Below are 17,053 nucleotides of genomic sequence, written 5' to 3' on the forward strand. Positions count from 1 at the left end.
AACCGAGGCATTTTTGCGTTCCCACTCGATCGGATGTTCCACCGGATCGAGTGAAAAGGCATCAGACCTCTGGCGTGGCATGGTGAGGGTCACGCAGAGTAGTCGGTGAGGGCCAGTCAGAGGGTCCGTTGACGACCAGTCAAGAGGCCCAAGCGGCAGCGGACGTATGCGCCGAGCGGGCGGAGGGGGAGGTGATGGCCTGTGAGCATGACGAGCTGTGCGGTGAGGGGGCGTAGGGTGACGCCCCGTCCGTCCCCGTCTGTTGTGACGCCGTCAGTTCCAGGACGTGGAGCCGACGGTCGGTTGGGTCTCGTCATGACTTTCTGTCGAATCTCCAGGCATCCCCGCGGCGCGGGCGAGCTCGAGGTCGAGGGCCTCGCGCCGGATGCGCTGGTCCATGTAGAGGAGGGCCGTCACACCCGCGCTGATCGGGAAGGTGATGGTCGAGCTGATCACTCCGCCGACGCCGACCACGATCAGGAAGGTCCAGCCGACGGAGACGGATTCGCCGGACAGCCAGTCCATGGCGTTGTCCCCGCCGATCACCATGGCGACCAGGCTGGTGGGGATTTCGATGATGGCGCCGACGATGAAGACCAGGACGACGGCCAGCAGTTGGACGCCGAAGACGCGCCCCCACGAGCCGCGCACCAACTTGAAGGAGCGTCGCAGGGCCTTGATGATCCCCTGCTTCTCCAGCATCAGCGCGGGAGCGGCGAGGCTGAAGCGGACCCAGAGCCAGGCGGCGACGCACGCTGCGGCGAGCCCGCCCAGAGAGGCCAGCGCGGCGCCCTCGCTCGGCACGCCCGCCACGGCCAGCAGCAGACCCGGCGTCATACCGGCGGCGATGACGGCCGCGGCGATGGTGGGGATCAGCACGAGCAGCCCGCACAGCTGAAGGAGGTGCGGCCGGGCACCGGCCCAGGCCTCCCGTGTGGAGACGTTCCGGCCCAGGACGGCCCGTGCGGTGACCACGGTCAGCAGGGCGGTCGTGACGATCGTTCCGAGGACGCCGAGCAGCAGGGTGACTCCGCTGTCCCCGAGTGTGTCGCCGACGGCACGCAGCGCCTGACCGACGGTGGCGTCCGGATCGTCGAGGACCTTGCTCTCGTTCCCTCGGCCGTCGTTGAACCACAGTCCCGTGGCGGCCGTGATCAGACCTTGGGTGACGATCGAGACGATCAGCGAGAGGCCGAGGACCGTGCGCCAGTGGGCGCGCATGATGGCCACCGCACCGTCCAGGATCTCGCTGACGCCCAGCGGCCGCAGCGGAATGACTCCGGGGCGGGGAGCGGGCGGCCGACGCCGGCCGGTGCCCCATCCGCCACCCGGTCCGGGAGCGGGCGGCACCGGCGGTGGCGTGCGGCTTCCCGACGCGGCCCAGCGGCCGGGCGGCGGCTGGCGGCGGGCCCACTGTTCGCCCCATGCTCGCTGCTCCGCGGCGGGCTGGTCGGCGGGCTCGTTCTGCTGCTGAGCGCCGTGGTCCGGTTCGTCGGAAGGGGACGATCCGGGCGGGGCCCAGCCCGGAGAGTCATTCATCGTCGCTCCGTAGGTTGTTCGTTGACCGGCCGCGGCGTCCGCGGCGGGCGGATGTCAGCCATCGTGCCACGGTGCGTTCCACCCCGGACCGGTCACTGGGGGCGGTCCGGCACTTCAATAGTCGGTGGCGCACAAGGCAAACTGGGCGGATGGCTGATCAGCATCCGGTGTCCCCGGAAGGCTCCATACCTCCTACCGCCCTGGCGCTGCGCTGGGAGGAGCCCCCGGAGGGGCCCGTACTGGTACTTCTCGACCAGACTCGGCTGCCCGCCGAAGAGGTCGATCTGGTGTGCACCGATGTGCCGGCGCTGGTGGAGGCGATCCGCTCCCTCGCCGTGCGCGGCGCCCCGCTGCTCGGCCTCGCCGGGGCATACGGAATCGCGCTCGCCGCGGCCCGTGGCTTCGATGTGGACGAGGCCGCCGAATCGCTCGCCCATGCCCGCCCCACGGCCGTCAATCTCGCCTATGGGGTCCGCCGTGCCGTCGCCGCGTATCACGCCGCGCTTCGGGACGACGCGGACGACGCTCAGGCCGCCGCGGCGGCCCTCGCCGAGGCCCGTGTTCTGCACCGGGAGGATGCCGAGGCCAGCGAGCGCATGGCGGCCCGTGGTCAGGCACTCCTCGAAGAGCTGCTGCCTGCCGGGGGCCATCGGATCCTCACCCACTGCAACACCGGCGCCCTGGTCTCCGGAGGCGAGGGGACCGCCCTCGCCGTGGTCAAGGCGGTGCACCGGGCGGGGCAGCTGCGGCGGCTCTGGGTGGATGAGACCCGGCCCCTGCTCCAGGGGGCGCGGTTGACCGCGTACGAGGCGGCGCGTGCCGGAATGGCGTACACGCTGCTCGCCGACAACGCGGCGGGCTCGCTCTTCGCGGCCGGTGAGGTGGACGCGGTGCTGATAGGCGCGGACCGGATCGCCGCGGACGGCTCGGTGGCCAACAAGGTGGGCAGTTATCCGCTCGCGGTGCTGGCCCGTTACCACCATGTGCCGTTCGTGGTGGTCGCCCCGACCACCACCGTGGACCCGGGCACTCCCGACGGAGCCGCGATCGAGGTCGAACAACGTCCTGGACATGAAGTGACAGACATCACAATTCCGTATGTCCCCATCGCCGGACAGGAGGCGGGCACCGGAGTGCCGGTCGCTCCGCTGGGCACACAGGCCCACAATCCGGCCTTCGACGTCACACCACCGGAGTTGGTGACGGCGATCGTCACCGAGGACGGCGTGATTTCCCCGGTCACCGCGGACGGTATCGCCGAGCTGTGGGCCAGGTCACGATCGGGTAATGGGATGATGTCGATATGAAGGGACGCGTCCTTGTCGTCGACGACGACACCGCACTGGCAGAGATGCTCGGCATCGTGCTGCGCGGCGAAGGCTTTGAACCGTCGTTCGTGTCGGACGGCGACAAGGCTCTTGCCGCTTTCCGTGAGACCAAGCCCGATCTTGTGCTGCTCGATCTGATGCTGCCCGGACGGGATGGCATCGAGGTCTGCCGGCTGATCCGGGCCGAGTCCGGGGTGCCGATCGTCATGCTCACGGCCAAGACCGACACGGTCGATGTGGTGGTCGGGCTCGAGTCGGGGGCGGATGACTACATCGTCAAGCCGTTCAAGCCGAAGGAGCTGGTGGCCCGGATACGGGCGCGGCTGAGGCGTTCCGAGGAACCGGCGCCGGAGCAGCTGGCCATCGGCGATCTGGTGATCGACGTGGCGGGGCACTCGGTGAAGCGGGACGGCCAGTCGATAGCGCTGACGCCGCTGGAGTTCGATCTTCTGGTGGCGCTGGCCCGTAAGCCGTGGCAGGTGTTCACCCGTGAGGTGCTGCTGGAGCAGGTGTGGGGCTATCGGCATGCCGCCGACACCCGGCTGGTGAATGTGCATGTGCAGCGACTGCGGTCGAAGGTCGAGAAGGACCCGGAGCGGCCGGAGATCGTGGTGACCGTGCGCGGTGTCGGCTACAAGGCCGGGCCCAGCTGAGATGACCGGTGGTACGGCGCCGCAGCCCGGTGGACCGGGCGGCGGGGCTCCGGAGGGTGCCCGGATCGGGCGGCCCGACCCGGCGGGCGAGATTCCGCTGCTGCGCAGGTTGTGGAGCGGCGGGCAGCTGCTGCCCGACGGGGCGTCCGGAGGGCCGGCCCATCCGGTGATCCGGCTGTTCGGCCGGTGGGCGCGCCGTCCGCTGCTGCCTGCTGCCCGGCTGTGGCGGCGGAACATCCAGCTGCGGGTGGTGGCCACCACGCTGCTGATGTCGCTCGGTGTGGTGCTGCTGCTGGGTCTGGTGGTCATCGGGCAGGTGCGCAACGGTCTGCTGGACGCCAAGCGCCATGCGGCGCAGGGCCAGGCGGTCGGCGGGTTCGAGGTGGCCGAGCAGATGGCCGACCGCAAGAGTGACAACCGTGGCCAGGACGGGGCCGGTGCCGGTGCCGAGGACTCCGGTGCCTGGCTGAACGCGCTGGTGGAGCAGCTCGCCAGCGGCGGCAAGGGCGCCTATTCGGTGGTGGCGCTCAGCTCCGACTCCGGCGAGACGCCCTATGTGGCCAGCCGGGGGCCGCGGGCCTCCGGCGATGTGCAGCCGGACAGTGTGCCCGCCGATCTGCGCCGCCGGGTGGACGAGGGCCGGACGGCGCCGTACGAGCGCTACGGGAAGATCGCGCACGCGGGCTCCGGGGACGCCGAGCCCGCGCTGATCATCGGCAAGCGTCTGGATGACAACAACGGCGACGCCTACCAGCTGTACTACCTCTTCCCGTTCACCCAGGAGGAGAAGTCCCTGAGCCTGGTCAAGGGCACCCTGGCCACGGCCGGGGTGTTCGTGGTGGTGCTGCTCGGGGCCATCGCCTGGGTGGTGGTCCGGCAGGTCGTGACGCCCGTAAGGATGGCGGCGGGGATCTCCGAGCGGCTGGCGGCCGGACTGCTCCAGGAGCGGATGAAGGTCACAGGGGAGGACGACATCGCCCGCCTGGGCGAGTCGTTCAACAAGATGGCGCAGAACCTTCAGCTCAAGATCCAGCAGCTGGAGGAGCTCTCCCGGATGCAGCGCCGCTTCGTCTCCGATGTCTCCCATGAGCTGCGCACCCCGCTGACGACCGTAAGGATGGCGGCGGACGTCATCCATGAGGCGCGTGAGGACTTCGATCCGATCACCGCGCGCTCGGCCGAGCTGCTGTGGGGCCAGGTCGACCGCTTCGAGTCGCTGCTCAGCGATCTGCTGGAGATCAGCCGGTTCGACGCGGGCGCGGCCGCGCTGGAGGCCGAGCCGATCGATCTGCGCGATGTTGTGCACCGGGTGGTCGACGGGGCCGAGCCGCTCGCGGAGGCCAAGGGCACCCGGATCCTGGTGCGGGGCGCCGAGGCGCCGGTGATCGCCGAGGCGGACCCCCGCCGCGTCGAGCGGGTGCTGCGGAATCTGGTGGTCAACGCCGTGGAGCACGGTGAGGGCCGCGATGTGGTCGTACGGCTCGCGACGGCGGGCGGCGCGGTGGCCGTCGCGGTGCGGGACTATGGCGTCGGGCTCAAGCCCGGCGAGGCGACGCGGGTGTTCAACCGCTTCTGGCGGGCCGATCCGGCTCGTGCGCGCACCACCGGCGGCACCGGCCTGGGCCTGTCGATCGCGGTGGAGGACGCGCGGCTGCACGGCGGCTGGCTCCAGGCGTGGGGCGAGCCCGGCGGCGGGTCGCAGTTCCGGCTGACGCTGCCGCGCACCGCGGGCGATGTGCTGCGTGGCTCGCCGATCCCCCTGGAGCCCGACGACTCCCGGAGCAACCGCCGTCCGAGTGATGCCGTGGCCCCGCAGCCCGCGGCGGAGCGGCTGGCGGCGGTGCCCGCGCAGCCGCGGTCCGCGCTGCCCGCCGACGCCGTGGCGCCGTCCGCCGATCCGACGGCCCTGCCGGGCAATGGGGCCCGGGTGGTGCGTGGTACCCCGGAGACGCCGTCCGACGGGCCGCGGGGCGGCCAGGAGCCGTCCGCCGGGCCGACGCCATCGAACGAAGGGGAGGGCCGCCCTCGTGGGCGCTGACCGCGCTGACCGTGCCGACCGCGCTGACCGTCGCCGTTTCCGCCGCCGGGTGCGCCGCCCGGGTGGCCGGGGCCTGAGCGCGCCCGTGCTGCTGGCCTGTGGCGCCCTGCTGCTGTCCGGCTGCGCCTCGATGCCCGACAGTGGCGATGTGCGGCGGGTGGACTCCTCACCGCGCTCCGACGTCGACTCGCAGGTGCGGGTGTACGGGGTGAGCCCGGGCAAGGGCGAGCAGCCCGCGGAGCTGGTCTCCGGCTTCCTGGAGGCCACGACGAGCGACGAGGAGAACTTCGGCACGGCGAAGGAGTACCTGACCAAGAGCGCGAGCAAGCGGTGGCAGCCCTTCGCGGCCACCACTGTGCTGGACCAGGCGCCTGACGTGCGGGTGGAGACGGACCCGGGCGACCGGGACGGCAACGGTAAGACGGTCGTGCTGTCGGGCAAGCGGATCGCCGTCGTGGACGAGACCCACGCCTACAAGCCGGATGAGCAGCCGTACGAGGAGCGCATCCATCTCACCCTGAGCGGTTCGGAGTGGCGGATCGACGGACCGCCGCGGGGGCTGATCCTCGGCGAGTCCGACTTCCAGCGCATCTACCGCTCGGTCAACAAGTACTACTTCGCCGATCTCGGCCCGGACGCCGAGGATTCGAAGGCCGGGGACAACGTGCTGGTGGCCGATCCGGTCTATGTGCGGCGTCGTATCGACCCGGTGACCGCGACCGTCAAGGCGCTGCTGGACGGTCCCACGGGGTGGCTGGAGCCGGTGGTCAGCAGCTCCTTCCCGCGCGGTGCGGCGCTCGGCCGCCGGGACGAGCGGCTGTCGCTGGACGACTCGAACGCGTTGAAGATCCGGCTGAACGAGCGGGCCGCCCGGATCAGCGCGGCGCGCTGCGCCCGGATGGCGGCGCAGACGCTGTTCACGGTCCAGGATCTGGGCGAGGGATCGTCCGAGGTCAGCGGGGTGCGGCTGGAGCGGCAGAACGGTTCGGAGCTATGTGCCCTCTCCAGTGACGCGGCACGTGCCTACGCCCCGGACGGGGTCGAGGGCCATCCGCGCCACCAGTATTTCGTGGACTCCGAAAACCGGATGGTCCGGCTGTCCGACGACGAGGACCGGCCGCAGCCGGTTCCGGGGCCGTTCGGCGCCGTTGACGCGGGTCTGGGCTCGGTGGCGGTCTCCCGCGACGAGCGGGACGCGGCGGGGGTCACCACCGACGGCTCGGCGCTGTATGTGACCGAGCTGGCGTCCGGCAGCGACGACCGCGGCAAGGTGCGGGTGCGCAGCCGGGGCGGCAGCGTGGAGCACGGTCTGACGGCGCCCAGCTGGGACGGGCTGGGCGGGCTGTGGGTGGCCGACCGGGATCCGCGGCAGCCGAGGCTGCTGCGGCTGCGGGGTGGCACCGGACCGGCGGACGAGGTGCGGCTGCCCGAGCTGGACGGTGGCCGGATCACGGCGCTGCGGGTGTCCGCGGACGGCTCCAGGATCGCGATGCTGGTCAAGCGGTCCGGCCACACCACGCTGCGGCTCGGCCGGATCGAGCGGCGGGGCACCGCGGACGCCCCGAAGCTGTCGGTGGGGGCGCTGCGGGCGGTCGCGCCGAAGCTGGAGGACGTGGACACCTTCTCGTGGGCCGGGGACAGCCGGCTGGTGGTCGCGGGCCGGGAGTCGGACGGGGTGCAGCAGCTCCAGTACGTGGAGTCGGACGGCTCCCCGGCGAACGTCCCGGAGGTGCCGGGACCGAACGGTGTGCAGTCGATCGGCGCCTCGGAGGACCAGACCCGGCCGCTGATCGCCGAGACCAGGGAGAACGGCATCGTGCGGCTGCTGCCGAACACCGACTGGAAGACCGTGGATCAGGACGGCTCGGCTCCGGTCTACCCCGGCTAGCTCTGCTCGGCCGGCTCTGCTCGGCGAGGTCTGCTCGCCAGGTCTGGGTCTGCCCTGGCCGGGTCTGCCCTGACCTTTTAGGCCTGTACACCGATCGGGGGTGGCCGGTTGTCCACATGTGCGTGGTTGTCCACAAGGGGTGGCGCGGGGGCGTGACCACCGGGACAGTGGTGTTCATGCGGGGCTGGTGGCAGGAGATCTCCGATCTGGTGCTGCCGGCCGACTGCGCCGGATGCGGTCGGCCGGGCGGCACACTGTGTGACCGTTGTCGTGGGGCGCTGCGGGGTTCCGGGGCGCGCCGGGTGGAGCCGAGCCCGGCGCCGCCGGGGCTGCCGGTGGTCCATGCGGCGGTGGAATACGTGGACGAGGCGCGGGCCGTGCTGCTCGCGCACAAGGAGCGGGGAGCGCTCCGGTTGGCGCGGCCGCTGGGCGAGGCGCTGGCGAGAGCCGTGCGGGCGGCCTGCCCTGGCGGCGGGCCCGGTGCGGGGTCCCGAGGGCGGTCGGCCGTGGGATCGGGCGCGGTATGCGGGGCGAGACCGGGTACGAGACAGGAGACCAGACCGGGTACGAGACCCGGTGCCGGACCGGGGGCGAGACCCTGCGGAGCGCCGCTGCTGCTGGTGCCGGTGCCATCGGCCCGGCGCTCGGTGGGCGCCCGGGGGCATGACCCGGCCCGGCGGATCGCGCTCGCCGCGGCGGGTGTGCTGCGCGCCGACGGGCGCGCGGCGAGGGTCCCGGCCGTGCTGTGCCAGCGGCGCCGGGTGACCGACCAGTCGGGGCTGGACGCGCGGCAGCGGCGGGCGAATGTGACCGGAGCGCTGGGGGCGGTCCCCGGCGGCGGACGGCTGCTGGTGGCGGGCCCGGTAGTGGTGGTGGACGATCTGATGACCACAGGAGCCTCGCTCGCGGAGGCGGCGCGGGCGGTGACGGCGGCCGGAGGGCTGGTCATCGGCGCTGCCGTGGTCGCGGCACCGCTGACGGCCACCAACCGGAACTGATTACGAAGCCGCATCGTTGCAGGTGGTAAGCACGGCAAAGCACCTGATCGGAGGTACGGGCCGGTAGGGGGTGCCGACTTCCGACCGGTCGAGCTATGTTCGGTTGTGAGGAATGGCGGGTGCTATGACTCGCTCATCCGCTTGGCGTGTTTTGCCTGCATTCTGGTGAGGCTTGGAACAAACGGGATTGAGATCCTCCCGGTGGGAAGGAGGAGCTGAAAGCGCCAAGCCGGTGGCTCCGGAAGACGCCGGAGCCAAGTGCACAAGGGATGACGCTCCGATACTGACTGGAGCTACCCGGGAACGGAGTTCTGCGTGGACATCGTCGTCAAGGGCCGTAAAACTGAGGTGCCCGAGCGGTTCCGGAAGCACGTGGCCGAGAAGCTGAAGCTGGATAAGATCCAGAAGCTCGACGGCAAGGTGATCAGCCTCGACGTCGAGGTGTCCAAGGAACACAACCCGCGGCAGTCCGACCGCGCCGACCGAGTGGAGATCACGCTCCGCTCGCGGGGCCCGGTGATCCGGGCGGAGGCCGCCGCGGCCGATCCGTACGCAGCGCTGGACCTGGCGGCCAGCAAGCTGGAGGCACGGATGCGCAAGCAGCACGACAAGCGCCATACGCGCCGTGGCAACGGTCGCATTCCGGCCAGCGACGTGGCCATCACCGTGCCCAACGCGGCGCGCATCAACGGGCATGGGGATATCGCCCCCCAGCGCACGACGGAGACCGTCCCCACCACCCGGATGGGCCCCCTGGAAGTCCAGGGCGAGGGCCCCCTGGTGGTCCGGGAGAAGACTCACGCCGCGGCTCCCATGTCGCTCGACCAGGCTCTCTACGAGATGGAGCTGGTCGGGCACGACTTCTATCTGTTCGTCGACTCCGACACCAATCGACCCAGCGTCGTCTACCGGCGGCATGGCTATGACTACGGGGTGATTCATCTTCAGCCGGAAGCGTTCGTCGGAGAGGCAGCCGGCGGCGCGGGCGGCGCACTCGGTGGCTGACCGAGAAATTCAGCCGAATTCAGCCTGACACGTAAGTGGTGCCCCGGAGCGCCTGCGCGCCCCCCGGGGCACCTCCGTGCGACCACGGCGGGACCATTCCGCCGTCCGGGCATGAAATCATGGCCGCGCGGCCAACCGGTGTACCGCAAGCACCGGTTGACGCCAGACCGAGTGCACCCAGGGTGCGGACCGCAAGGGCCATGGCCTTCAGGGGGAGGAACGATGGCGGATAGCTTCGGGCCCGTGTCCGGCGCCGGTGAAGACCATGGCGTCGGTCCGGACGGGGGCGAGCCGCGCGGCGAACCGCGCAAGGAGCCGATTCGGGTCCTCGTCGTGGACGACCACGCGCTCTTCCGGCGTGGATTGGAGATCGTCCTGGCTCAGGAGGAGGACATCCAGGTCGTCGGCGAGGCGGGGGACGGGGCCGAGGCCGTGGACAAGGCGGCGGATCTGCTGCCGGACATCGTCCTGATGGATGTGCGGATGCCCAAGCGCGGGGGGATCGAGGCGTGCACCGCCATCAAGGAGGTGGCACCCAGCGCCAAGATCATCATGCTGACGATCAGCGATGAGGAAGCCGATCTCTATGACGCGATCAAGGCAGGCGCCACGGGCTATCTGCTGAAGGAGATCTCGACCGACGAGGTCTCGACCGCGATCCGGGCGGTGGCGGACGGCCAGTCGCAGATCAGCCCGTCGATGGCGGCCAAGCTGCTGACCGAGTTCAAGTCGATGATCCAGCGCACCGACGAGCGGCGGCTGGTGCCCGCGCCCCGGCTCACCGACCGGGAGCTGGAGGTGCTCAAGCTGGTGGCGACCGGAATGAACAACCGGGATATCGCCAAGGAGCTGTTCATCAGCGAGAACACCGTGAAGAACCACGTGCGCAACATTCTGGAGAAATTGCAGCTGCACTCCAGGATGGAGGCCGTGGTGTACGCGATGCGGGAGAAGATCCTCGAGATCAGGTGAGAGGTTCGCCTCGCCCGGAGTCCGGAGCCCGGAGTCCGGGGCTGGACCTCGGATCCCGGGCCGAACCCCGGGGCCCGGGGCCGCAGCCTCGGGGAAGCGCCCCGGGTGAGCCCGGATCGGTTCAGGCGACCGCCGCCGAGACCGCCGCCACGAGCGGTGCGGCCAGCTCCGGGCGGTCCACGCGCTCGACCCGTACGGCGTCACAGCCCACCCATTCGGCCGCCTCCCGCAGCGCCTGCGCCATGGGGGCCACGGCCTTCGGCGACTCCAGGGACACCTGCCGCGCCACCAGGGTCGTCCCCTCCCGGGCCGGATCGACCCGGCCCAGCAGCCGCCCGCCGGACAGCAGCGGCATGGCGAAGTAGCCGTAGATCCGCTTGGGCCTGGGCACGTACGCCTCCAGCCGATGGCTGAAGCCGAAGATCCGCTCGGTGCGCGCCCGGTCCCATATCAGCGAGTCGAAGGGCGACAGCAGGGTGGTGCGGTGCCGGCCGCGCGGCGGGGTGGCCAGCGCCTCGGGGTCCGCCCAGGCCGGTTTGTCCCAGCCCTCGACCGCCACCGGCACCAGCCCCGAGTCCGCGATCACCGCCTCCACCTGCTCGCCCTTGAGCCGGTGGTAGTCGGCGAGGTCCGCCCGCGTGCCCACACCCAGGGACTGCCCGGCCAGCCGGACCAGCCGGCGCAGACACTCCCGGTCGTCCAGGTCGTCATGGAGCAGGGCGTCCGGAACGGCGCGCTCCGCCAGGTCGTACACCCGCTTCCAGCCGCGCCGCTCGACGGAAACGACCTCGCCGAACATCAGCGCCCGCTCGACGGCGATCTTCGCCGCCGACCAGTCCCACCACGGTCCGCCGTTCTTGGCCCCGCCCAGCTCCGTCGCGGTCAGCGGGCCCTCCGCGCGCAGCTGCTTCACCACCGTCTCGTACACCCCGTCCGGCAGCTCGTGGTGCCAGTGCGGACGGAGGCGGTAGGCGCGGCGCCGGAAGGCGAAGTGCGGCCACTCCTCGATCGGCAGCACACAGGCGGCATGCGACCAGTACTCGAAGGCGTGGGTGCCGGTCCAGTACGCCGACTCGACCGTCTTACGGCCGACCGCGCCCAGCCGTGCGTACGGAATCAGCTCATGGGAGCGGGCCAGCACCGAGATCGTGTCCAGCTGCACCGCGCCCAGGTGGCGCAGCACGCCCCGCACCCCGCCACGCCGGTCGGGGGCGCCCAGCAGCCCCTGGGCGCGCAGCGCGATCCGGCGCGCCTCGTCGGCGGAGAGGGTGGCCTCGGGTGTGCGGTCCACGGCGGACCCGGTGGCGGCGTTCGTCATGCGCGCCACCGTAGTAGCACCCACTGACAACGCCGCCGACGCCGCCGACGCCGCCGACGCCGCCGACGCCGCCGACGCCGCCCTCAGGCGACCGACGGCGCCGTGGGCGCCTGGCCGGATGCCTGGCCGGACGCCCGGCCGGACGCCTCCGGCTCCTGGGGCGCGTTGGCCGCCACGGACGCCTTGGCGGGCAGATACGGCGTCGTCGACGGCAGCCCCCAGTCGGAGGGCAGCAGCGCGCCCCGCCAGGCGTCCCGCCGGGTCCCCTGGTGGACGATCCGGGCGCGGTCCGTCCCCTCCATCCGGAAGCCCGCCCCGAGGGCGACCGCCCGCGAGCCCTCGTTCCCGGCCTCGCAGCACCACTCCAGGCGCTCCACCCCGAGCCGGGTGAACGCCCACTCGATCACGGCGCGCGCCGCCTCACCCGTGTAGCCGTGCCGCCGCCGCTCGCGCGCCGTCCAGTAGCCCAGCTCGGCCTGGTGCTCGGGGGAGCGCAGATGGGCCAGCCGCACCAGGCCCATGGCGCCCACGAGGGCGCCGTCACTCTTGGTGAGCACGGCGAAGTCGTAGGTCACGTCGTCACGCCAGTTCTCCGGGCAGATCCGGCCGGTGAAGTCCTCCGCGTGCGCGCGTTCGTACGGGGACGGCACGCTGGTCCATCGCTGGATGTCCGGGTCCTGACAAGCCGCGAAGACGGCGTCCGTGTCGGAGGGGCGGAAGGGGCGCAGGACCAGGCGCTCGGTGGTGAGGGTGACAGGCTCCATGCGACCCGAGTCTGCGCCGCCGTCGTCACTCACCGCGAGCGGTTTCGGTGAATTGGAGGGCACCTGGGGGGCCTCTCGGGCGTTGACACGGTGAGGTGACATCCGGTCCTCGTGGTGACGGACCTCCCGGCGTGCCGGGGTCTGTCTTACGATGGCCGTTGCGGCGGGGCCTGCGCCCCTTGACAATGCCGCGCCAGCGCACCCCGACCGTGCCAGGCCCGACCGGCAAGGAGCCAGCCTACGTGTCCGTCCTCAACAAGCTCATGCGTGCAGGCGAAGGAAAGATCCTGCGCAAGCTGCACCGCATCGCGGACCAGGTCAATTCCATCGAAGAGGACTTCCTGTCCCTCTCCGACGCCGAGCTGCGCGCCCTCACCGACGAGTACAAGCAGCGGTACGACGACGGTGAGACCCTCGACGACCTGATGCCCGAAGCGTTCGCCACGGTGCGCGAGGCGGCCAAGCGGGTGCTCGGACAGCGTCACTACGACGTCCAGCTGATGGGCGGCGCGGCGCTGCATCTCGGGTATGTCGCCGAGATGAAGACCGGTGAGGGCAAGACCCTGGTCGGCACCCTCCCGGCGTATCTGAACGCGCTGTCGGGCAAGGGCGTCCACCTCATCACGGTCAACGACTACCTGGCCGAGCGCGACTCCGAGTGGATGGGCCGGGTGCACCGGTTCCTCGGCCTGGAGGTCGGCTGCATCCTCGCCAACATGACCCCGGCGCAGCGCCGCGAGCAGTACGCGTGCGACATCACCTACGGCACCAACAACGAGTTCGGCTTCGACTATCTGCGCGACAACATGGCGTGGGCGAAGGACGAGCTGGTCCAGCGCGGTCACAGCTACGCGATCGTCGACGAGGTCGACTCGATCCTGGTGGACGAGGCCCGTACGCCGCTGATCATCTCCGGCCCGGCCGACCAGGCCACCAAGTGGTACGGCGACTTCGCCAAGCTGGTCACCCGGCTCAGCCGGGGCCAGGCCGCCGAGCCGCAGAAGGGCCAGGAGGAGACCGGGGACTACGAGGTCGACGAGAAGAAGCGGACCGTCGGCATCCATGAGTCCGGGGTCACCAAGGTCGAGGACTGGCTGGGGATCGACAACCTCTACGAGTCGGTCAACACGCCGCTGGTCGGCTACCTCAACAACGCGATCAAGGCCAAGGAGCTCTTCAAGAACGACAAGGACTACGTCGTCATGGACGGCGAAGTCATGATCGTCGACGAGCACACCGGCCGTATCCTCGCGGGCCGCCGCTACAACGAGGGCATGCACCAGGCCATCGAGGCGAAGGAAGGGGTGGAGATCAAGGACGAGAACCAGACGCTCGCCACGATCACCCTGCAGAACTTCTTCCGCCTCTACGACAAGCTCTCCGGCATGACCGGTACGGCGATGACCGAGGCCGCCGAGTTCCACCAGATCTACAAGCTCGGCGTGGTCCCGATCCCGACCCACCGCGCCCTCGCCCGGATCGACCAGTCCGACCTGATCTACCGCACCGAGGTCGCCAAGTTCGACGCGGTGGTCGACGACATCGCCGAGAAGCACCAGAAGGGTCAGCCGGTCCTGGTCGGCACGACCTCCGTGGAGAAGTCCGAGTACCTCTCCCAGCAGCTCGCCAAGCGCGGGGTGCCGCATGAGGTGCTCAACGCCAAGCAGCACGACCGGGAGGCGACGATCGTCGCCCAGGCCGGCCGTAAGGGCGCCGTGACCGTCGCGACCAACATGGCGGGCCGCGGTACCGACATCAAGCTCGGCGGCAACCCCGACGACCTCGCCGAGGCCGAGCTGCGCCAGCGCGGTCTGGACCCGGTGGAGCACTCCGAGGAGTGGGCCGCCGCGCTGCCCGCGGCCCTGGAGAAGGCCGAGGCCGCGGTCAAGGCCGAGTTCGAGGAGGTCAAGGAGCTCGGCGGGCTGTATGTGCTGGGCACCGAGCGCCATGAGTCGCGCCGGATCGACAACCAGCTCCGCGGCCGCTCCGGCCGTCAGGGCGACCCCGGCGAGTCCCGCTTCTACCTCTCCCTCGGCGACGATCTGATGCGGCTCTTCAAGGCGCAGATGGTCGAGCGCGTCATGGCGATGGCGAACGTCCCGGACGACGTCCCGATCGAGAACAAGATGGTCACGCGGGCCATCGCCTCCGCCCAGTCGCAGGTCGAGCAGCAGAACTTCGAGACCCGTAAGAACGTCCTGAAGTACGACGAGGTCCTCAACCGCCAGCGTGAGGTCATCTACGGCGAGCGCCGCCGCGTCCTGGAGGGCGAGAACCTTCAGGACCAGGTCGGCCACTTCATGAACGACACCATCGAGGCCTATGTGCGGGCGGAGACGGTCGAGGGCTTCGCCGAGGAGTGGGACCTGGACCGGCTGTGGAACGCCTTCAAGCAGCTCTACCCGGTCAGCGTGGCCGTCGAGGAGCTGGAGGAGGAGGCCGGCGACCGCGCCGGGATCACCGCCGAGTTCATCGAGGAGTCCGTCAAGGACGACATCCACCAGCAGTACGAGTCGCGCGAGGAGCAGCTGGGCTCCGAGATCATGCGTGAGCTGGAGCGGCGGGTCGTGCTCTCCGTCCTGGACCGCAAGTGGCGCGAGCACCTCTACGAGATGGACTACCTCCAGGAGGGCATCGGGCTGCGCGCGATGGCCCAGAAGGACCCGCTGGTCGAGTACCAGCGCGAGGGCTTCGACATGTTCCAGGCCATGATGGAGGGCATCAAGGAGGAGTCCGTCGGCTATCTGTTCAACCTGGAGGTCCAGGTCGAGCAGCAGGTCGAGGAGGTCCCGGTCGAGGAGTCGGAGGAGCAGGTCGCCCTCGAGAAGGACGTGCAGGACGCGGTGCCGGCGGGCGCGCCGTCCGCGGGCTCCTCGGCGGCCCGCCCCGAGATCCGCGCCAAGGGCCTGGAGGCCCCGCAGCGGCCGGACCGGCTGCACTTCTCCGCGCCGACGGTGGACGGAGAGGGCGGCGTCGTCGAGGGCGACTTCCCCAACGGTGAGACGCCCCCGCCGCCGCGGTCGGAGGCCGATGGGCTGACGCGGGCGGAGCGGCGCAAGGCGCAGAAGGGTCGCCGCCGTAAGAAGTAGTGACCGGGCTGGGGTGAACGGGCCGGGGTGCCGCGCGAGAGCGCGGCGCCCCGGCCTGTCGCGTTGCGCATGCCGCCCTGTGGGCCGGTTTCGCGGATTGGGTCGGCTTACGGTGTCGGCCCTGGCGTCCCGGGCCCTATGGGGTCCGGCGGGCCACGCGGCGGAGTCGCATGTCGATGCTTTCCCCTCCCCGCCCCTTCCCGTTACCAGGGGCTTCGCCCCTGGACCCCGGGGCCCGGGGTCCAGGGCCCTGCCACGCGGCGCAGCCGCATACCGACGCTGTGGGAAGGGGCGGAGCCCCGGTCCGGGGTCTGGGGCAGAGCACCAGTTTCGGGAAGGGGCGGGGAGGAGAGCGGCCCGCCGCAGGCGTCGGGATCCGTCGGACGGGGCTTAGGCGAGTGGGCCGAGGTCGATCGCGGCGCAGCGCCAGCGGGCGTCGGCGCCGAGCTCGAGCCGGAACGCGAGCGCTGTGAGCCGGTCTCCGGAGGTGATCCGGGCGAACGCCTCGATCACCCCATGCCGGGGCTGGTACTCGCCACAGCGCCGCACCAGGGGCGCTGTGGCCCGCTCTCCGGCTGGGCGCAGCGGCGCGCGCGGGGCGAGCTCGATCAGCTGGTCGTAGGCGGCCGGTAGGGCGTGCCCGAGGAGGGTGTGGACGGGGCGCTGACCACTGAGGGTGAGCACCAGTCGGTTGGCGAACCAGTAGCGCGGCAGCCGGTCCCGCTCCCGCCACGCCGCGGCGGCCGCCGCGGACCGCGATACGGCCGCGGCGCGGGACGCGGTGGGCGCGCGGTGCGCGGCCGGGACGGGCGGTGTGATGCCCGGGACGGCCGTCCTGCGCGGCGCGGTCGGGGCAGGCGGCGTGGCACTGTGTGGCGCCATCGTCGTGGGCGGTGCGGCCGTCGTGTGTGCTGCCTGGGGCGGTGCTGTCGCGTTGCGTCGTGCGGCCGTTGTGCGGGGTGCTTGGGGTGGTGCTGTCGTGGACGGTGCTGTCGTGGGTGGTGCGGCCGTTGTGCGGGCCGCCTGGGGCGGTGCGGTCGTGGGCGGTGCGGTCGTGGGTGGTGAGGCCGTTGCGCGTGCTGTCGCGTTGCGTCGTGTGGCCGTTGTGCGGGGTGCTTGGGGTGGTGCTGTCGTGGGTGGTGCGGCTGTCGTGCGGGGTGCTTGGGGTGGTGCTGTCGTGGGTGGTGCGGCCGTTGTGCGGGGTGTCGCTGTTGTGGGGGTGGTGCGGGGGCGGCGGGGGTCTTTGCGGCCGGGTGGGCCGCTCTGCCCTGGCCCGCTGCCGCCGCGCCGTCGTACGGCCTCTCCAGCCGTCTTGGCCCGGTTCGTGGACCGGTCCGTCGCCCGGACGCCCTCGCTCATGCCGCTCGCCCCGTTCTCCGCGGCCCGGCCGTATACCGGGCGGTAGCTTTCGTCGGAGAGTCTTCTACCGGCGGGTTTTCGGGGTCCGCAATGCGCCTGACC

Annotated in this window: 12 protein-coding genes; 8 read left to right on the forward strand and 4 right to left on the reverse strand. The window is 71.3% G+C overall.

The features are described from left to right. Positions 1-273: 273 nt before the first annotated feature. Positions 274-1,539: a DUF7544 domain-containing protein gene (locus JK364_RS46895; RefSeq protein WP_201857563.1), complete on the reverse strand. Its 1,266-nt coding sequence runs from the start codon at positions 1,537-1,539 to the stop codon at positions 274-276. A 149-nt stretch (positions 1,540-1,688) separates the two neighbouring features. Here JK364_RS46895 and mtnA point away from each other — a divergent pair, with 149 nt between their 5' ends. The 7 genes from mtnA to JK364_RS46930 all read left to right on the forward strand — a co-directional run bounded on the left by mtnA (position 1,689) and on the right by JK364_RS46930 (position 10,421). Next, positions 1,689-2,846, forward strand: a complete 1,158-nt coding sequence (gene mtnA / locus JK364_RS46900; RefSeq protein WP_201857564.1) for an S-methyl-5-thioribose-1-phosphate isomerase — start codon at positions 1,689-1,691, stop codon at positions 2,844-2,846. Further along, positions 2,843-3,520 carry a two-component system response regulator MtrA gene (gene mtrA, locus JK364_RS46905; protein ID WP_020870844.1) on the forward strand — a complete coding sequence of 226 codons (678 nt, stop codon included), beginning with the start codon at positions 2,843-2,845 and terminating at the stop codon, positions 3,518-3,520. The genes mtnA and mtrA overlap by 4 nt, the downstream gene beginning before the upstream one ends. 1 nt (position 3,521) lies before the next feature. After that, the gene (gene mtrB / locus JK364_RS46910) at positions 3,522-5,558 is read left to right on the forward strand and encodes an MtrAB system histidine kinase MtrB (RefSeq protein WP_230993607.1); all 2,037 of its coding nucleotides are present in this window, start codon (positions 3,522-3,524) and stop codon (positions 5,556-5,558) included. Continuing rightward, the gene (locus JK364_RS46915; RefSeq protein ID WP_307841619.1) at positions 5,548-7,446 is read left to right on the forward strand and encodes an LpqB family beta-propeller domain-containing protein; all 1,899 of its coding nucleotides are present in this window, start codon (positions 5,548-5,550) and stop codon (positions 7,444-7,446) included. Before mtrB ends, JK364_RS46915 begins: the two co-directional genes overlap by 11 nt. A 176-nt stretch (positions 7,447-7,622) precedes the next feature. Further along, complete coding sequence (locus JK364_RS46920) at positions 7,623-8,444, forward strand: ComF family protein (protein WP_201857608.1); 822 nt, start codon at positions 7,623-7,625, stop codon at positions 8,442-8,444. A 315-nt stretch (positions 8,445-8,759) separates the two neighbouring features. Then, a complete protein-coding gene (gene hpf / locus JK364_RS46925; RefSeq protein ID WP_020870848.1) occupies positions 8,760-9,449 on the forward strand; it encodes a ribosome hibernation-promoting factor, HPF/YfiA family in 690 nt (229 codons plus the stop codon). A gap of 222 nt (positions 9,450-9,671) precedes the next feature. Beyond that, positions 9,672-10,421, forward strand: coding sequence for a response regulator (locus JK364_RS46930; protein ID WP_201857565.1), 750 nt, complete (start codon positions 9,672-9,674; stop codon positions 10,419-10,421). A gap of 121 nt (positions 10,422-10,542) precedes the next feature. On the opposite strand, the gene JK364_RS46935 is transcribed toward JK364_RS46930, so the two are convergent. Together JK364_RS46935 and JK364_RS46940 are read right to left on the reverse strand one after the other, a co-directional pair. Then, a complete protein-coding gene (locus JK364_RS46935) occupies positions 10,543-11,739 on the reverse strand; it encodes a winged helix-turn-helix domain-containing protein (protein WP_201857566.1) in 1,197 nt (398 codons plus the stop codon). Positions 11,740-11,822: 83 nt separating this feature from the next. Then, entirely contained in the window at positions 11,823-12,503 is a 681-nt protein-coding gene (locus JK364_RS46940; RefSeq protein ID WP_230993608.1) for a GNAT family N-acetyltransferase, read from the reverse strand. Between the two features lie 242 nt (positions 12,504-12,745). Between JK364_RS46940 and secA the strand changes: the two genes are divergently transcribed. Continuing rightward, entirely contained in the window at positions 12,746-15,592 is a 2,847-nt protein-coding gene (gene secA / locus JK364_RS46945; RefSeq protein ID WP_201857568.1) for a preprotein translocase subunit SecA, read from the forward strand. A gap of 390 nt (positions 15,593-15,982) precedes the next feature. Here secA and JK364_RS46950 read toward each other — a convergent pair whose 3' ends face one another. Then, on the reverse strand, positions 15,983-16,474 hold the full coding sequence (locus tag JK364_RS46950; protein WP_230993609.1) for an Rv3235 family protein: 492 nt from the start codon (positions 16,472-16,474) through the stop codon (positions 15,983-15,985). Between the last annotated feature and the right edge of the window lie 579 nt (positions 16,475-17,053).

The organism is Streptomyces endocoffeicus (genome assembly GCF_016741935.1).
Taxonomy (GTDB): domain Bacteria; phylum Actinomycetota; class Actinomycetes; order Streptomycetales; family Streptomycetaceae; genus Streptomyces; species Streptomyces endocoffeicus.

Bases quoted from the DNA above. Each gene is read 5' to 3' on its own strand.
- JK364_RS46940 (WP_230993608.1), bottom strand. From the start codon at position 12,503: ATGGAGCCTGTCACCCTCACCACCGAGCGCCTGGTCCTGCGCCCCTTC.
- JK364_RS46950 (WP_230993609.1), bottom strand. From the start codon at position 16,474: ATGGCGCCACACAGTGCCACGCCGCCTGCCCCGACCGCGCCGCGCAGG.
- JK364_RS46895 (WP_201857563.1), bottom strand. From the start codon at position 1,539: ATGAATGACTCTCCGGGCTGGGCCCCGCCCGGATCGTCCCCTTCCGAC.
- JK364_RS46920 (WP_201857608.1), top strand. From the start codon at position 7,623: ATGCGGGGCTGGTGGCAGGAGATCTCCGATCTGGTGCTGCCGGCCGAC.
- mtnA (WP_201857564.1), top strand. From the start codon at position 1,689: ATGGCTGATCAGCATCCGGTGTCCCCGGAAGGCTCCATACCTCCTACC.
- JK364_RS46935 (WP_201857566.1), bottom strand. From the start codon at position 11,739: ATGACGAACGCCGCCACCGGGTCCGCCGTGGACCGCACACCCGAGGCC.
- JK364_RS46930 (WP_201857565.1), top strand. From the start codon at position 9,672: ATGGCGGATAGCTTCGGGCCCGTGTCCGGCGCCGGTGAAGACCATGGC.
- mtrA (WP_020870844.1), top strand. From the start codon at position 2,843: ATGAAGGGACGCGTCCTTGTCGTCGACGACGACACCGCACTGGCAGAG.
- mtrB (WP_230993607.1), top strand. From the start codon at position 3,522: ATGACCGGTGGTACGGCGCCGCAGCCCGGTGGACCGGGCGGCGGGGCT.